Genomic DNA, 14,741 nt, shown 5'->3' on the forward strand with positions numbered 1-14,741 from the left:
CCTCCATTGCACTAGTGCATACTGTGGTTTGTGCTAGGAGAGTATCGGATCAGCGGGCGTGGTGCAGCGGAGATCGCGGCCAGTGTGGAGCGCGGGGTCGGCGCGGGTGACCTCGTGCCCGGCCAAGCGCTGCCGCCCATGCGGGAGTTGGCGGCGCGGCTGGGGGTCAACCCGAACACGGTGGCGGCCGCGTACCGGACGCTGCGGGAGCGGGGCGTCATCGAGACCGCGGGCCGGCGGGGGAGCCGGGTCCGTCCCCGGCCGGTCACCACCGCGCGGGACGCCGTCCGGATCGACGCCCCCGAGGGGGCGCGCGACGTCGGCCAGGGCAACCCCGACCCGGCCCTGCTGCCACCGCTCGGTCCCGCGTTGGCCGCCGCCGCGCGCCAGGACGACGAGCACCGCGGGCTGTACGGGGAACCGCCCGTCGACGAGCGCTTCGCCCGGCTCGCCCGGGCCGCGCTGGACGCCGACGGCGTACCGGACGGGCCGATCGGCGTGACCTCCGGTTCCCTCGACGCCATCGAACGCGCGCTCGCCGTGCACCTGCGCCCGGGAGACGCCGTGGCCGTCGAGGACCCCGGCTGGGGCAGCATGCTCGACCTCGTACCGGCGCTGGGCCTGCGGGCCGTGCCCGTCGGCGTCGACGACGACGGTCCGCTGCCGGACGACGTGGAGCGCGCCCTGCGGGACGACGGCGTCCGCGCCGTCGTCGTCACCGCCCGCGCACAGAACCCCACCGGCGCGGCGGTCGGCGCCGGACGCGCCGAGCGGCTGAGGGAGGTGCTCTCCCGCCACCCGGACGTGCTGCTCGTCGAGGACGACCACGGGCACGGCTTCGTGGACCAGCCGCTCCACCCGCTGTCCGGGGCCACCGGGCGGTGGCTCTACGTCCGTTCCGTCGCCAAGGCGTACGGCCCCGACCTGCGCGTCGCCGCCTTCACCGGCGACCCCGTCACCGTCGACCGCGTGCTGGGCCGCCAGCGCCTCGGCCCCGGCTGGGTGAGCCGACTGCTCCAGCGCGCCGTCGTCCACCTGTGGGAGTCCGGCGCCGTGGACGCGCCGGCCGTCGCGCGGGCGTACGGGGAGCGGCGCGAGGCGCTGATCACCGCCCTCGCCGCGCGCGGCGTCCGGGCGTACGGCCGGAGCGGGATGAACGTGTGGGTTCCGGTGGCCGACGAGACCGGCGCGGCGGCCCGGCTCCTGCTCGCGGGGTGGGCGGTCGCGCCCGGTGCCCGGTTCCGCATGGCGTCCCCGCCGGGCATCCGGCTCAGCGTCTCCGGCCTGCGCGGCGCGGACATCGAGGCGCTCGCCGCCGCGGTGGCGGAGGCGACGGGGCCGAGGGCCGCGGGCGTCCACCGCTGAGCGGTCGGTGCCCCCGGCCCCGCCGTCGAGGGGTGCGCGTACAGGCCTGTCGGGGCTTCACGGTCAGGCGCCGGGCCCGTCGCCAGCATCAGCTGCGCACCCGTCAGGGAAAGGTGCGAGGCTCCGCTGCCCGCGAGGGTGCGCCGGACGTGGATCCAGCCGATCGGGTAGCTCAGCGAGGCCAGCAGCGCCATGGCCGTGCCGCCGGCGTCGACGCCGGAGAACCCCTGCCAGGCGCCGGGCACGGTCAGGACGCCGAGGAAGCCGAGCCCGAGGCCGGCCACCCGGCGGCGGGTCGGCCGCTCCTCCGACAGGACGACCATCGACAAGGCCATGCCCCGCAGCGGCGAGGTGGCGTCGCAGATGCCCGCGAGGGTCGAGGGAATCGTCAGCTCGGCGAAGGCGAAAAGCGAGAACGGCAGGGCGTTGAGGGAAGAACGCCGCGACCGCCAGGTGCGCCCAGGTGCGCGCGCCGCGCGGCAGCCCCGCCCGCCGGAACGCCATCGCGGCGGCGAGCACGGCCGTACCGAGCAGCAGACGCGCGAAGTTCACCTGGAACGGGGCGTACGCCGCCGTGCCGACCTTGATGAGCAGGAAGCTGAACCCCCAGACCACGGAGAGCGCCGCGAACCGGACGCGCCAGTCGACCCGGCGCGCCCGCCCGGCCGGGGCAGAGGCGAGCGGCGGGGCGGCCTCGGGCGCGGGCGGCAGGGCGGCGGGGAGGGCCGGAACCGGGGCGGGGGCGGGCGGTCTGTCGGACGGCGGGGTCCGGTGCGCGGGCGCGGGGCTCACGAGGGCACCCTGGCCCGCCGAACTGCTTAGGAAAGATGAGAGTCACTCGACCCGTCTGGTTAGTATCGCTTACATGTTGAACCTTGAGCGCCTGCGCACCCTCGACGCCCTCGCCCGGTACGGCTCGGTCAGCGCGGCCGCCGAGGGACTGCACGTCACCACCTCCGCCGTCTCGCAGCAACTGGCCAAGCTGGAACGTGAAGTCGGGCAGCAGCTCGTCGCCAGGAACGGGCGCGGCGTGCGCCTCACCGACGCCGGCCAGCTCCTCGCCGGACACGCGGCGCGCATCCTCTCGCAGGTCGAACTCGCACAGTCGGACATCGAGGCCCAACGGGGCCGCGCCGTGGGAGAGGTGCGCCTCGCCGGCTTCCCCACGGCGGCGCGCGGTCTCTTCCCGCACGCCGTCACCGCGCTGCGCGCCAGCCACCCGGAGCTGCGGGTGCGCAGCAGCGAAAGGGAACCCGAGCGCGGCATCCGCCACGTGCTGCGCGGGGACGTGGACATCGCCGTGGTGCTCGACTGGAGCAACAAGCGCCTGCCCGTCCCGGGCGGGCTCGCCCACACCGCGCTCCTCGACGACACGGCCGATGTGGCCGTGCCCGCGGGCCACCCGCTCGCCGGCCGCGCCGAGGTCGACCTGACGGACCTGGCCGACGACGACTGGGTGTCCTGGCCCGAGGGGGAGTTCTGCTACGAGTGGCTGGTGTTCACCCTGCGCTCCCAGGGCATCGAGCCGCGGATCGCCCACTTCGCGGGCGAGCACCACACGCAGCTGGCGCTGATCCAGGCCGGCCTCGGCGTGTGCGCGACGCCCCGGCTCGGGCGCGGGCCGGTGCCCGACGGGGTGGTCCTGATCCCCGTGCGGCAGCGGATGCGGCGGCACGTCTACGCCGTGTGGCGGGCGGACGCCGACCGGCGGCCCTCGATCAGGGCGGCCGTCGAGGCGCTGCGGGAGGCCGCGGCCGCCGTGCCGGAGTGACCCACCGGCCGGGCCGGCCCGCGGCCGGGGAAGCGCCCGCACCGAGGGCCGGAGTGCCGGAGTGGCGGCCCGTCAGACGAGCTTGATCGAGTCACCCTCCACCGTGATCTCCGCGGCCGCCAGCGGTTCCGTCGCCGGACCCGCCTGCACGCTGCCGTCGGCCGCGTCGAACCTGCTGCCGTGGCACGGGCAGTTGATCACCCCGTCGGTGACGTCCCCCACCGCGCATCCCCGGTGGGTGCACATCGCGGAGAAGGCCCGGAACTCGCCCGCCTTCGGCTGCGTGACGACGACGCCCCGGTCGCCGAAGACCCGGCCGCCGCCCTCCGGGATGTCCGACGTCCTCGCCAGGACCTGCCCCGCGCCGCCCCCGCCCCCGCCGTCGGCCCCGGCCGCGCTCCCGCCGCCCTGCGCCGGGCCGCTGCCCCCGGCGGGCGCGGCCGGCGCCGCCGCCTGCCCGCCGTCCGAACCGGCACACGCCGTCAGGGCCACGGCGAGGCCCGCGCCCCCCGCCGCCGCCACGACGGTCCGCCGTGCCACCGTCCCGCCCGCGTCCCGTGCCGCCGCTCCGTCCGTCCTGGTCATGCGCCGTTCCTTCCACCTCGACACACCTGGATCCCCCAGGTCATGCGGAGGTACGTGACGCGGCGCCGACCCGTTCACCCACCCAGCGACGACCTGAGGAAGTCCAGCTCCAGACGCAGCTGGTTGCTCACCACCTCCTCCCGCGTCACCGCGTGCGCCACACCCGGCAGGGGCAGCACCGTGTGCGGCCGCCCGGCGGCGAGCAGCGCCGCGGAGAGCCGCAGGGTGTGCGCGGCGACCACGTTGTCGTCGGCCAGGCCGTGCACCAGCATCAGCGGCCGGGTCAGCCGGTGCGCCTCCGCCGGCAGGGACGACCGCGCGTAGTTGTCCGGCTCGACGTCGGGATGGCCGAGGAACCGCTCCTCCCAGTGCGTGTCGTACAACCGCCGGTCCGTCGGCGCGGCGCCCGCGACCGCGGCGTGGAACACGTCGGGCCGGCGCAGGACGGCCCCGATCGCGAGGTAGCCGCCGTACGACCACCCCCGCACCGCCACCCGCCCCAGGTCCAGCGCCGGCTGCCGTTCCGCCGCCGCGTGCAGCGCGTCGACCTGGTCCTCCAACGCCGGGCCCAACCGGTCGAGACCGTGAACCGGCCCGGCACCCCGAGGGAGAAGCGGCGGGTGCGGGCGAACGCGGCGGGGAAGTCGGGTAACGCCGGGGCGGCGTCCGAAGCGGTGCTCTCAGTCATGGGCGCAGCATGACAGGGAGTGCCGACGGACGGGGCGATGAGGAGCGCCGCCTGTGGAGAACCCGATCGATGCGACCCGGGGTCCCTCCCGGGCCTACGTCTTTTCGATGACCTCGAACTCCGGCGACTCCTCCTCCGTCCGACCGCACCGAGGGGAGCCGGGACCACCCCGGCTCCCCTCGGTGCGGGGAGTCCCCGCAGCGGATCAGCTGCGGGTCCAGCGCTGGTTGCTGCCGTTCGAGCAGGAGTAGAGCTGGATCAGGGTGCCGTTGGCGGTGCCGTGGGCGGCGGCGTCGAGGCAGAGGCCGGACTGCACGCCGACGATGGTTCCGTCGGGGTCGAGGCGCCACTTCTGGTTGTCGCCGCCCCAGCAGCCGTAGATCTGGACCTTGGCGCCGTTGCCGGTGCCGGCGGCGTCCAGGCACTTGTCCCCGTAGACCCTGAGCTCACCCGCCGCGGTGTGGGTCCACTGCTGGTTGGGGCGGTTGTTGCAGTCCCACAACTGGAGCTGGGTGCCGTCGGTCGTGCCGGCTCCGGGCACGTCCAGGCAGCGGCCCGAGGCGACGCCCTTGATCTGTCCGGAACCGGGCGTGGGGGTCGGTGTGGGCGTGGGGGAGACGGCGTTGAGCGCGTTGAGGACGGAGGTGTAGGCGGGCTTCTTGCTGCCGTCGCCGTTGAACAGCAGCGGCGAGTGCTGCGGTCGCCAGGAGTCGGTGTCGCGTACCCCCCAGACGGTGATGCCGAGGCAGCGCGGGACGGCCAGGCAGTCGTTGGTCACGTTGGCGTAGGTGGTGGCCGAGGCGCCCTGGATGTCGAGTTCGGTGATGGCCACGTCGACGCCGAGGGCGGCGAAGTTCCGGAGAGTGGTGCGGAAGTTGCTGTTGTAGGGGCTGTCGTTGTTGAAGTGCGCCTGGAAGCCTACGCAGTCGATGGGCACGCCGCGCTGCTTGAAGTCCCGGACCATGGCGTACATGGCCTGGGTCTTGGCCCAGGTCCAGTTCTCGACGTTGTAGTCGTTGTAGCAGAGCTTGGCGGCCGGGTCGGCGGCGCGCGCGGTGCGGAAGGCGACCTCGATCCAGTCGTTGCCGGTGCGCTGCAGGTTGGAGTCGCGCCGGGCTCCCGAGGGGCCGTCGGCGAAGGCCTCGTTCACGACGTCCCACTGGCCGATCTTGCCCTTGTAGTGGGCCATCACGCCGGTGATGTGGTGGTTCATGGCCTGGCGCAGCGCGCTGCCGCTGAGGTTCTGCATCCAGGCGGGCTGCTGGGAGTGCCAGGCCAGGGTGTGGCCGCGCACCTGCTTGCCGTTCTGCACCGCCCAGTTGTAGACGCGGTCGCCGGCGGTGAAGTCGAACCGGCCCTGCTGGGGTTCGGTGGCGTCTATCTTCATCTCGTTCTCGGCGGTCACCGAGGTGAACTCGCGGCTCGCGATCGTCGTGTACGTCGAGTCGTTGAGCCTGCCCGAGGCGATGGCGGTGCCGAAGTACCGGCCGCTCTGGGCCGCCGCGCGGCCGAGTGCGCTCTCGGCGGCGCTCGAGGTCGGCGGCGCCAGCAGCAGGGTGGCGGAGCCGAGGGCGCCGACGACCAGTGCCGCGCACAGGCCGCGGACCTTGCGGCGGACGGTAAGTGGGTGAACGGCGTGTGAGCGCATTACTGAACCTCCAGGGGGGAAATCACGGAAGGATCCGAGCGCGGCAGACGGAATCCGGGGCTGCGGGGTCGATCGACCGGAAAAGGGACCGTGCCGCCCGGACGCGATGATTCGAGGTCGACGCCGTGGTGTGCCGGCAAGGAAATGAAACCGCCTCGGGAAGCAGTGTGGAAAAACCGCAGGGGCATGTCAATGGTTTCGAAGGGGTTTCGGAACCCCGGTGCTTCGGATCAATCGCCGAATGATTCCGCAGGTGTCCTCAGTCGAGAAGCGTTCGCCGCGGAGGGTGTCTGACCTGCGTCGATCGGTGCGGTGGACGCGCCCGTCGAAACGGGCACACCGAGAAGTGCGGGCTCGGATGGCGAACTCCCGCGGAGGCGGCGGGCCACTCGTGCGCGGGGATTCCTCGGTGCGCTTACCGGGCTTCGGCATCCCTTGCCGGGTGGTGGGACCGCTGAATGTGGGCGTGTGACGGGGCGCCTTATCCGTATGTGCTTTTACGGCCAGGCGTTTTCCTGCGGCGTGTCGGCCGGGAGTTTCCCGCCCGGTCGGCTTCCGCTGCCGGGGGCACGCGGGTGGCATCAAGCGGTGGGCGCCTCCCGCCGGTGTCGCGGCTGCCCGGACGGTGCCCGCCGGTGCGGATACGTGATGTCGAACCATGCGAAGTGGGCTCGGCCGGTGGACGGGCGGCCGTTGGACGTGGCGTGGACGCCGAGCTGGACGCCGGTGAACAGCGGAGTGAGGAAGGTCGCTTCGACGGCGGCCAGGTCCTGCCAGACGCCGCCGGGTACCGCGTAGCGGAAGGTGTGGCTGAAGCCGCGGATGCGGACTCCCAGACGAAGAGGGCCCGGGCGGACGGGAGCGCCGGCCAGGACGTCGGGCCCGTGACGGAGGTCGAGTCCTTCCGTGGTGCGAAGGAGGAGGAGGTGGGAGTCGTCGTCGAGGATGACGGCGAGGCCGGCCTGCTCGCCCGGTGCGGCCGGGGTGAAGCGCAGTTCGGTGGACACGTCGCAGTCGGGTTGCTCCTGGGGGCGCGCCAGGAGGGACGGGACGGTGCGTTCGCCGAGGCGTTCGGGGCGGAGCCGGAGGCGGAGCCCGTCGCCGGTGGTCCAGAACGGCGCGCGCGGGGTGCGCAGGGTGCTCCAGTCGGCGGAGAGGGTGGCGAAGTCGTCGTGGAGACCATGGCGCGGGCTCGTGTGGCCGACCGGGGAGAAGACCGGCCAGCCGTCGCTCCAGGTGACCCGGCTGAGGAAGGTCTCGCGGCCGATGGCGGAGCCCGGGCGGACGCCCAGGAGGACGGCCCTCCAGTCGCCGTGCGGGGTTCGGACGAGGTCGGCGTGCCCGGTGCAGGTGACCGGGCCCGTGGCCGGAGGCAGCACCGGGTTGCCGGGGGCGCCTTCGTACGGGCCGGTCACGTGGTCGGCGCGGGCGGCCACCACGCTGTGGTCCGCCTCGGTGCCGCCCTCCGCGGTGAGCAGGAGGAAGGAGCCGTCGACCCGGTAGAGGTGTGGCGCCTCCGACCAGCGGGCGCCCGGCCGGCTGCCGGACCACAGGACGTACTCCGATCCCGTGAGGCATCGCTCGCGGGGCAGGTACTCGCGCATCCAGATCTCGGTCCGGCCGGCGGCCTCGTCCAGGACGCGGGCGGCGGTGAACCAGGCACGGCCGTCGCCGCCCGGCCCGTCGTCGAAGAACAGCGACGGGTCGAAACCCTCGCCCTCCAGCCAACGCGGGTCCGACCACGGCCCCGCCGGATCGGTCGCCGTGACGACGAAATGGCCGGGGCCGTCCATCAGCGTGCAGACGAGATGGAAGACCCCGTCATGGTGCCTGATCGTGGGCGCGAACAGGCCGCGTGACGGCCCACACCCGTCGAGGTCGAGCTGGGAGGGCCGGTCGAGCGCGGAGCCGAGCCGCCGCCAGTCCACGAGATCGCGGCTGTGGAACACGGGAAGGCCGGGAAACCATTCGAAGCTGGACGTCACCAGGTAGTAGTCCCCTCCCACCCGGCAGACGGACGGGTCGGGCCGGAACCCGGGCAGCACGGGGTCACCGAACGGCGCGGTCACGGAACCGGGACGGTCTCGACCGGCACGGACAGCACCCGGTCGTCCGCCGGGTGGCGTACGGGACCGTGCAGGGTGAAGGAGCCGCGGAGCGGAAGGTCCCCGCTGGACCGCCCGACGGCCACGCCGATCTCCCCGGGCTCCACCCTCCTGCGCAGGTCGACCCCGGTGAAGGAGGTCCGGTCGGCGTGGACGGTGAAGGTGACCCGGGCGGCCGCGCCCGGCCGCAGCTCGACCCTGCAGAACCCGGCGAGCCACCGCTGCGGCCGGACGACGGACGCCTCGGGGTCCGAGAGGTACAGCTGGACCACCTCCGTCCCGGCCACCTCACCGACGTTGCGCACGGTGGCCGCGACGCGGACGGCGCCGTCCGTCGCGGCGACGGGATCCACCGTCAGCTCCGAGAGGTCGAAGCCGGTCCAGCTCAGCCCGTGTCCGAAGGGGAACAGCGGGGTCGGGTCCACCGAGCTCCAGTCGGTGTGCCCGCCGAGTCTGGAGTGCAGGTAGGTGCCGGGCTGGCCGCCGACCCGGCGGGGGACGGAGACGGGCAGCCGCCCGGTCGGTTCCGCGGCCCCGCTGATGATCCGGGCCAGCGCCGTCCCGCCCTCCTCGCCGGGGAAGAACGCCTGGATCACGGCCGACGCCCGTTCGGCCAGCGAGCCGAGCGCGTACGGCCGTCCGGAGACGAGGACCAGTACGGTCGGCACTCCGGAGTCCAGCACGGCGGAGGCGAGTGCGGCCTGGTCGCCGGGCAGGTCGAGGGTCTCGGCGTCGCAGCCCTCTCCGGAGCTGCCCCGGCCGAACATGCCGGCCCGGTCCCCGAGTACCAGCACGTGTACGTCCGGATCGTCCGCGGTGACCGTGAACCCGGCAGCGGTGAGCGCCTCGCCGAGGGTCGGGATCTCCAACCCGAGGTCACCGGGGAGCGCGACGTGGTTGGGGAAGGAGTAGCAACCGAGGAAGGACTGCGGGTCGTCGGCGTACGGCCCGCTGACCGCGACCCGGCACGGCCGCAGCGGCAGGACGCCGTCGTTGGCGAGCAGCACGGTGGACTTCTCGGCCAGAAGCCTGGCCAGCGCCCGGTTCTCCGGCGGGTCGAGGTCGACCGGCTCCGGCTTGAGGGGTTCCCAGTCGGGATCGAGCAGGCCGAGCTCGGCCTTCTGGCGCAGCACCCGTTCCGCGGCGCGGTCGACGAGCGCCTCGGGTACCTCTCCCGACCGCACGAGCTTCGTCAGCGGCTCGCCGTAGCAGCGGGCCGTGGGCAGCTCGACGTCGATTCCGGCGGTCAGTGCCAGCGCGCCGGCCGCGCCGCGCGACCCGGCGACGCCGTGCCGGGTCTCCAGGAAGGAGACGGCGTAGTAGTCGGCGACGACCACCCCTCCGAAGCCGAGCTCACCCCTGAGGAGATCGGTCAGCAGTCGTTCGTCGGCGGCCACCGGGACGCCGTCCACGTCGGTGTAGCTGTTCATCACCGACCGGGCGCCGCCCTCCCGCAGCGCCCGCACGAAGGGCTCGACCAGCACGTCGGCGAACTCGCGCGGCCCCGAGGCGACCGGGGCCATGTTCCGGCCGCCGCGTGAGGCCGAGTACCCGGCGAAGTGCTTGAGCGTCGCCACGATCCCGGCGCTCTGCAGGCCCTGCACATAGGCGGTGCCGATCGCTCCGACGAGGTAGGGATCCTCCCCGATGCACTCCTCGGTCCTTCCCCACCGGTAGTCGCGGACCACGTCGAGGACCGGGGCCAGCCCCTGGTGGACGCCCACCCGCCGCATCCCCTCGCCGATGGCGGCGGCCATCCGGCGCACGAGGCCGGGATCGAAGGACGCCCCCCAGGCCAGCGGCCCGGGAAAGACCGTGGCCCCGAACGTCATGAACCCGGTCAGGCACTCCTCGTGGGCGACCGCCGGTATCCCGAACCGGCCGGCTTCGGCCACCTGCCGCTGGAGCGAGGCCAGTCGCTCCATCCCGGCTTCCGCGGTGATCGGGGCGGTTCCGTAGACCCGGGTGAGCTGGCCGAGCCCGTGGGCGACGATGTCGTCGAGGCCGGGCGCGGACTCACCGGAGTCGTCCTCCATCGGCGCGACAGGCGCTCCCGGATCGGAGGGCAGCGCCCAGTAGCCGGTGAGCTGCCCCGCCTTCTCCTCCAGTGTCATCCGTCCCAGCAGATCGGCGACGCGTACGGACGCGGGCAGGCGGGGGTCACGCCAGGGCTCGGTCAAGGGGGTCTCCTAGCGACGAGGCGGGGCGGTGGAGAGTCGGACCTTCAGCTCGGTCGAGAGCTCCATCCGGGGGCTGACCAGGGGCTGGCGTTCCAGAAGCTGGAAGAGTGTGCGGGCGGCGAGCCGGCCCATCTCCTCCAGCGGCTGACGCACCGTCGTCAGCGGAGGCGACAGCCACTCGCACATCGGCAGGTCGTCGAAGCCGACCACGCTGAGGTCCCGCGGGATGCTCAAGCCGCGCTGCCGGGCGGCCTCGTACACGCCCATCGCCTGCTGGTCGCTGCCGGCGAAGACGGCGGTCGGCGGCTCGGGCAGGTCGAGCAGTTCCCGGGCGCGCCGGAACCCGCCCTCGTGCTGGAAGTCGCCGAACCGGATCAGGTCGCGGTCCACCTCGATCCCGGCCCGCTCCAGGGCGGCCCGGTAGCCGTCGATGCGGGCCTGGCTGCAGAGCATCTCCCTGCGCCCGCCGATCGCGGCGATCCGGCGGTGTCCCATCTCCAGCAGGTGCTCGGTGGCGGCGAGACCGCCCGCCCAGTTGGTCGCGCCGATGCTCGGCACGCCGTTGCCCGGCAGGTCGATCGGGTCGATGACGACCAGCGCCACCCCGGCCCGTTCGACCTGGGCGCGCTGGGCCTGGGTGACCGAGGCGGTGACGAGGATGACTCCGTCGCTGTGGTGCAGGACCGGCAGCGCGGCCCAGCTCGACGGGGTCGCCTCGCCCGGCGGGACGAGCGAGACGACGGTGCCGACGCTCCGTTGGGCGCACTCGGCCTCGACGCCGCGCAGTATCTCCACCGCCCAGGCGCTGTCCAGACCGCCGATGATCAGGTCGACCAGGCCCGACCTGCGGGCCCTGCCCTGCCGGCCGGGCGGGAGGTAGTTGTGGGATCGCAGCAGGGTCTCGATCCGTTCGCGTGTCGAGGACGCGACATCGGAGCGACCGTTGATCACCTTGGACACGGTGGCCTGGGAGACCCCCGCCTCCGCGGCGATGACGGCAAGGGTCGGACGCTGCTCGCTCACCTTGTCTCCTCTGCGTGGTCGCCGGGTCGGCGACAGGTACCGCAAACTTTTCGATGAGTCTCCGGTCGGTGTGGCCGACCTGTCAAGCAGAAGTGCAGCTGTTCTTCAGGGAGTTCGGTGACAGGTCTTGACCGTGCAGCCCTGCGTTCCTAGTTTGTGGCAGCACGGAATTCGAGAGTGTTTCGAAAAATTTTCGACTATCGGCCTTACCCCACCTCGGAGGTCCCATGGCCAGCTCTCCCCCGAGTCGACGACGCTTCCTGGCGCTCTCGGGCCTCACCGCACTGTCCGTCCCGCTGGCCGCGGCCTGCGGCGGTGGAGGCTCCGACGGGCAGCAGGCGGCCGACGGCAAGGTGACCTTCGCGTGGTGGAACATCGCCACGACGGAACCCGGCAGGTCCCTCTTCCCGCAGATCTCCTCGGCGTTCACGACCGCCCACCCGAACATCAGGATCGAGACGACCTCGTTGGAGAACGAGGCGTTCAAGTCCAAGCTGGCCGCCACGACCTCGTCCGGCAGGCTCCCCGACGTCTTCCAGACCTGGGGCGGCGGCGTGCTGCGGCAGCAGGTCGACGCGGGGTTGGTCGAGGACATCACCGACGCGTTCGACTGGTCGTCCGACCTGACCCCCGTGTCGCTGCAGGCCTATCAGGTGGAGGGCCGCACCTACGGGGTGCCCTACGACATCGGCATGGTCGGCTTCTGGTACAACAAGAAGCTCTTCGCCAGGGCCGGGATCACCGCGCCGCCGGCCACCTGGACCGACCTCCTGGACGACGTGCGGAAGTTGAAGGCGGCGGGCGTCACCCCGATCGCCCTCGCTGGCAAGGAGAAGTGGCCGGGCCACTACTACTGGGCCTACCTCGCGATGCGCGTCGCGGGCCTCCCCGCGCTGCAGCAGGCCGCGGCCGCCAAGGACTTCACCGGCGCGGGCTTCGTCCAGGCCGGTGCCCACCTCAAGGAGCTGGTCGACCTCCGGCCGTTCCAGGCGGCCTTCCTCGGCGCCGGCTACGGCACCCCGGGCGGCCAGGCCGCGACCATGGGCAACGGCAAGGCCGCCATGGAGCTGATGGGGCAGTGGGCGCCGTCGGTGCAGGAGGACGCGGGTGCCGGCCTCGGAGCGGACCTGGGTTTCTTCCCCTTCCCGACGGTCGACGGCGGAGCCGGCCGGGCCACCGAGGTGTTCGGTGGCGGCGGCGGCTTCGCGCTGCGCAAGGGCGCCCCGAAGGAGGCGCTGGACTTCCTGCGGTTCCTCGTCCTGGACAACCAGTCCAAGCTGCTGGCCTCCGACGGCTACCTGCCGGTGGTCAAGGGCGCGGAACGCCTGCTCACCGACGCAGACAGGAAGGTGGTGGCCGACAGCCTGGTCAAGGCGACGGGCTTCCAGCTCTTCCTCGACCAGGCCTACCCGCCGGCGGTCGGCCAGGAGGTCAACGACAGCGTCGCCGACCTCATCGCGGGCAGGAAGACGCCCGAGCAGGTCACCCGGTCGATCACCGAGGCTGCGAAGAGTGCCTAGCTCCGTGGCCCCCCCGACCGAGAACCCGACCGAGGGCCCGACCGAGGGCCCGGCCGAGGAGCGCCCCAGGGGCGACGCGACCGTGCAGCCGCCCGCGCCGGCCCGGTCGCTCCCGCGCGAGCTGCGAAGCTGGGCGGCGACCGCCTGGTTCCTCGTCCCGGCGCTGGCGCTCTTCCTCGCCTTCGTCCTCGCCCCGATCGCCGTCGCCGTCCACACCAGCTTCTTCAGCTGGGGCGGCGTCGGCCCCATGGACGACTTCGTCGGCCTGGCGAACTACACCAGGCTCCTCGCCGACGAGGTGTTCCTCGGCGACCTGGGGCGCGGGCTGTACCTGATCGTCCTGTCGATCACGGTGCAGCTGCCCTTCGCACTGCTCACCGCGGTCCTCCTCAACCAGAAGCTGCGCGGCCGGGCCGTCTACCGCATGCTGTTCTTCGCGCCGTACGTCCTCTCCGAGGTGGTCACGGCGGTCCTCTTCACCATGGTCTTCCTTCCCGGCGACGGCATGGCCGACCACCTCGCCGGCGCCCTCGGCCTGGAGGGACTGCGGGGCAAGTGGCTCGCCGACCCCTCGACGGTCATGCCGACCCTGTTCGTGGTCATGACCTGGAAGTACTTCGGCTTCCACATGATGCTCTTCCTCGCCGGGCTGCAGGGCATCCCGCGCGAGGTCCTCGACGCCGCCTCCATCGACGGCGCCGGCGCCTGGCAGCGGTTCCGGTACGTGACGCTGCCCCTGCTCGGCCCGACGATCCGGATCAGCGTCTTCCTCTCGGTCATCGGGGCCATCCAGCTCTTCGACCTCGTCTGGGTCATGACCGCGGGCGGGCCCAACCACTCCTCCGAGACGATGGCGATCTCGATGTTCCAGTACGGGTTCAAGCGCTACCAGGTCGGCTACGCCAGCGCGATCAGCGTGGTGCTGTTCATGATCAGCCTGGTCTTCTCCCTCTTCTACCAGCGCTACGTGCTCCGCCGTGACCTGAGCGGGGCCGTCACCACGGGAGGTGGCCGATGAACGCCCGCAGGGCGGCCCGCGGCCTGTCCACGCACGCCGCGGTGTGGCTGATCGCCGCCTTCGTCGTCGTGCCGCTGGCCTACGCGGTGATCTCCGGCTTCAAGAGCACGGACGAGCTGACGACCAATCCGTTCGGGCTGCCCGAGCAGTGGAGGACCGGCAACTACACCGGCATCCTCGGCGACGGAATGTTCTGGCGGCAGATCGCCAACAGCGCGGGCATCGCGATCGGCACGACACTCTGCACGGTGGCGGCCTCCGCGATGGCGGCGTTCGTACTGGCCCGGTACGCCTTCCGCGGCAGGGAGCTGTTCTACACGCTGTTCACGATCGGGCTGATGTTCCCCTTCGCGGTGGCCGTCCTGCCGCTGTTCCTGCTGCTGCGCGACGTCGGCCTGCTCGACAACCCGCTCGGCGTCGTCCTCCCGCAGGCCGCCTTCGGGCTCCCCATGACGATCATCATCCTGCGCGGCTTCTTCCGGACCGTCCCGGCGGAGATCGAGGAGGCGGCCGTCATGGACGGCTGCGGCAAGTTCCGCTTCTTCTGGAAGATCCTGCTGCCGATGGCGCGGCCGGCGCTCGGGACGGTCTCGGTGCTGGCGATCGTCGCGAGCTGGAACAACTTCTTCCTGCCGCTGCTGGTGTTCAACGACCCGAAGTGGCAGACGATCCCGGTCGGCGTCCAGCAGTTCCAGGGCCAGTACTCGACCGACTACGCGCTCGTCCTCGCCTACGTCGTGCTCGCCATGGTCCCCGCCCTCGCCTTCTACGCCGTCGCCGAGCGCCAGCTGATCGGTGGCCTCACCGCGGGCGCCACCAAGGGCTGACCCCTCCCGCG

Annotated in this window: 10 protein-coding genes and 2 pseudogenes; 5 read left to right on the forward strand and 7 right to left on the reverse strand. The window is 72.7% G+C overall.

Features of this window, described 5'->3' with window-relative positions:
* Nucleotides 1-30: 30 nt before the first annotated feature.
* The gene (locus LPA54_RS24585) at nucleotides 31-1,365 is read left to right on the forward strand and encodes an aminotransferase class I/II-fold pyridoxal phosphate-dependent enzyme (RefSeq protein ID WP_228981491.1); all 1,335 of its coding nucleotides are present in this window, start codon (nucleotides 31-33) and stop codon (nucleotides 1,363-1,365) included.
* A gap of 77 nt (nucleotides 1,366-1,442) precedes the next feature.
* On the opposite strand, the pseudogene LPA54_RS24590 reads toward LPA54_RS24585, so the two are convergent.
* Nucleotides 1,443-2,076, reverse strand: a pseudogene (locus tag LPA54_RS24590) (DMT family transporter); the annotation flags it as partial.
* 154 nt (nucleotides 2,077-2,230) lie between these two features.
* Here LPA54_RS24590 and LPA54_RS24595 point away from each other — a divergent pair.
* Complete coding sequence (locus LPA54_RS24595) at nucleotides 2,231-3,136, forward strand: LysR family transcriptional regulator (protein WP_228981500.1); 906 nt, start codon at nucleotides 2,231-2,233, stop codon at nucleotides 3,134-3,136.
* A gap of 72 nt (nucleotides 3,137-3,208) precedes the next feature.
* Here LPA54_RS24595 and LPA54_RS24600 read toward each other — a convergent pair whose 3' ends face one another.
* The 6 genes and pseudogenes from LPA54_RS24600 to LPA54_RS24625 form a co-directional block, all read right to left on the reverse strand.
* Entirely contained in the window at nucleotides 3,209-3,721 is a 513-nt protein-coding gene (locus tag LPA54_RS24600; RefSeq protein ID WP_228981502.1) for a Rieske (2Fe-2S) protein, read from the reverse strand.
* A gap of 74 nt (nucleotides 3,722-3,795) precedes the next feature.
* A pseudogene (locus LPA54_RS24605) lies at nucleotides 3,796-4,308 on the reverse strand (alpha/beta hydrolase family protein); the annotation flags it as partial.
* Between the two features lie 306 nt (nucleotides 4,309-4,614).
* Nucleotides 4,615-6,057, reverse strand: a complete 1,443-nt coding sequence (locus LPA54_RS24610) for an endo-1,4-beta-xylanase (protein ID WP_228981503.1) — start codon at nucleotides 6,055-6,057, stop codon at nucleotides 4,615-4,617.
* A gap of 581 nt (nucleotides 6,058-6,638) precedes the next feature.
* Complete coding sequence (locus LPA54_RS24615; RefSeq protein WP_228981504.1) at nucleotides 6,639-8,126, reverse strand: glycoside hydrolase family 43 protein; 1,488 nt, start codon at nucleotides 8,124-8,126, stop codon at nucleotides 6,639-6,641.
* Nucleotides 8,123-10,342, reverse strand: coding sequence for a glycoside hydrolase family 3 N-terminal domain-containing protein (locus LPA54_RS24620; protein ID WP_228981506.1), 2,220 nt, complete (start codon nucleotides 10,340-10,342; stop codon nucleotides 8,123-8,125). The genes LPA54_RS24615 and LPA54_RS24620 overlap by 4 nt, the downstream gene beginning before the upstream one ends.
* Before the next feature lie 9 nt (nucleotides 10,343-10,351).
* Nucleotides 10,352-11,365 (reverse strand): LacI family DNA-binding transcriptional regulator, encoded by a 1,014-nt coding sequence (locus LPA54_RS24625; RefSeq protein ID WP_228981508.1) that lies wholly within the window; start codon nucleotides 11,363-11,365, stop codon nucleotides 10,352-10,354.
* A gap of 227 nt (nucleotides 11,366-11,592) precedes the next feature.
* Here LPA54_RS24625 and LPA54_RS24630 point away from each other — a divergent pair, with 227 nt between their 5' ends.
* The 3 genes from LPA54_RS24630 to LPA54_RS24640 all read left to right on the forward strand — a co-directional run bounded on the left by LPA54_RS24630 (nucleotide 11,593) and on the right by LPA54_RS24640 (nucleotide 14,730).
* Nucleotides 11,593-12,885: an extracellular solute-binding protein gene (locus LPA54_RS24630; protein WP_228981510.1), complete on the forward strand. Its 1,293-nt coding sequence runs from the start codon at nucleotides 11,593-11,595 to the stop codon at nucleotides 12,883-12,885.
* Nucleotides 12,886-13,006: 121 nt separating this feature from the next.
* A complete protein-coding gene (locus LPA54_RS24635) occupies nucleotides 13,007-13,903 on the forward strand; it encodes a carbohydrate ABC transporter permease (RefSeq protein WP_228981610.1) in 897 nt (298 codons plus the stop codon).
* On the forward strand, nucleotides 13,900-14,730 hold the full coding sequence (locus LPA54_RS24640; protein WP_228981513.1) for a carbohydrate ABC transporter permease: 831 nt from the start codon (nucleotides 13,900-13,902) through the stop codon (nucleotides 14,728-14,730). The genes LPA54_RS24635 and LPA54_RS24640 overlap by 4 nt, the downstream gene beginning before the upstream one ends.
* Nucleotides 14,731-14,741 lie beyond the last annotated feature (11 nt).

This window comes from Streptomyces sp. DH12 (genome assembly GCF_020873895.1).
Classification (GTDB): Bacteria; Actinomycetota; Actinomycetes; order Streptomycetales; family Streptomycetaceae; genus Streptomyces.

Bases quoted from the DNA above. Each gene is read 5' to 3' on its own strand.
- LPA54_RS24600 (WP_228981502.1), bottom strand. From the start codon at position 3,721: ATGACCAGGACGGACGGAGCGGCGGCACGGGACGCGGGCGGGACGGTG.
- LPA54_RS24595 (WP_228981500.1), top strand. From the start codon at position 2,231: ATGTTGAACCTTGAGCGCCTGCGCACCCTCGACGCCCTCGCCCGGTAC.
- LPA54_RS24640 (WP_228981513.1), top strand. From the start codon at position 13,900: ATGAACGCCCGCAGGGCGGCCCGCGGCCTGTCCACGCACGCCGCGGTG.
- LPA54_RS24610 (WP_228981503.1), bottom strand. From the start codon at position 6,057: ATGCGCTCACACGCCGTTCACCCACTTACCGTCCGCCGCAAGGTCCGC.
- LPA54_RS24630 (WP_228981510.1), top strand. From the start codon at position 11,593: ATGGCCAGCTCTCCCCCGAGTCGACGACGCTTCCTGGCGCTCTCGGGC.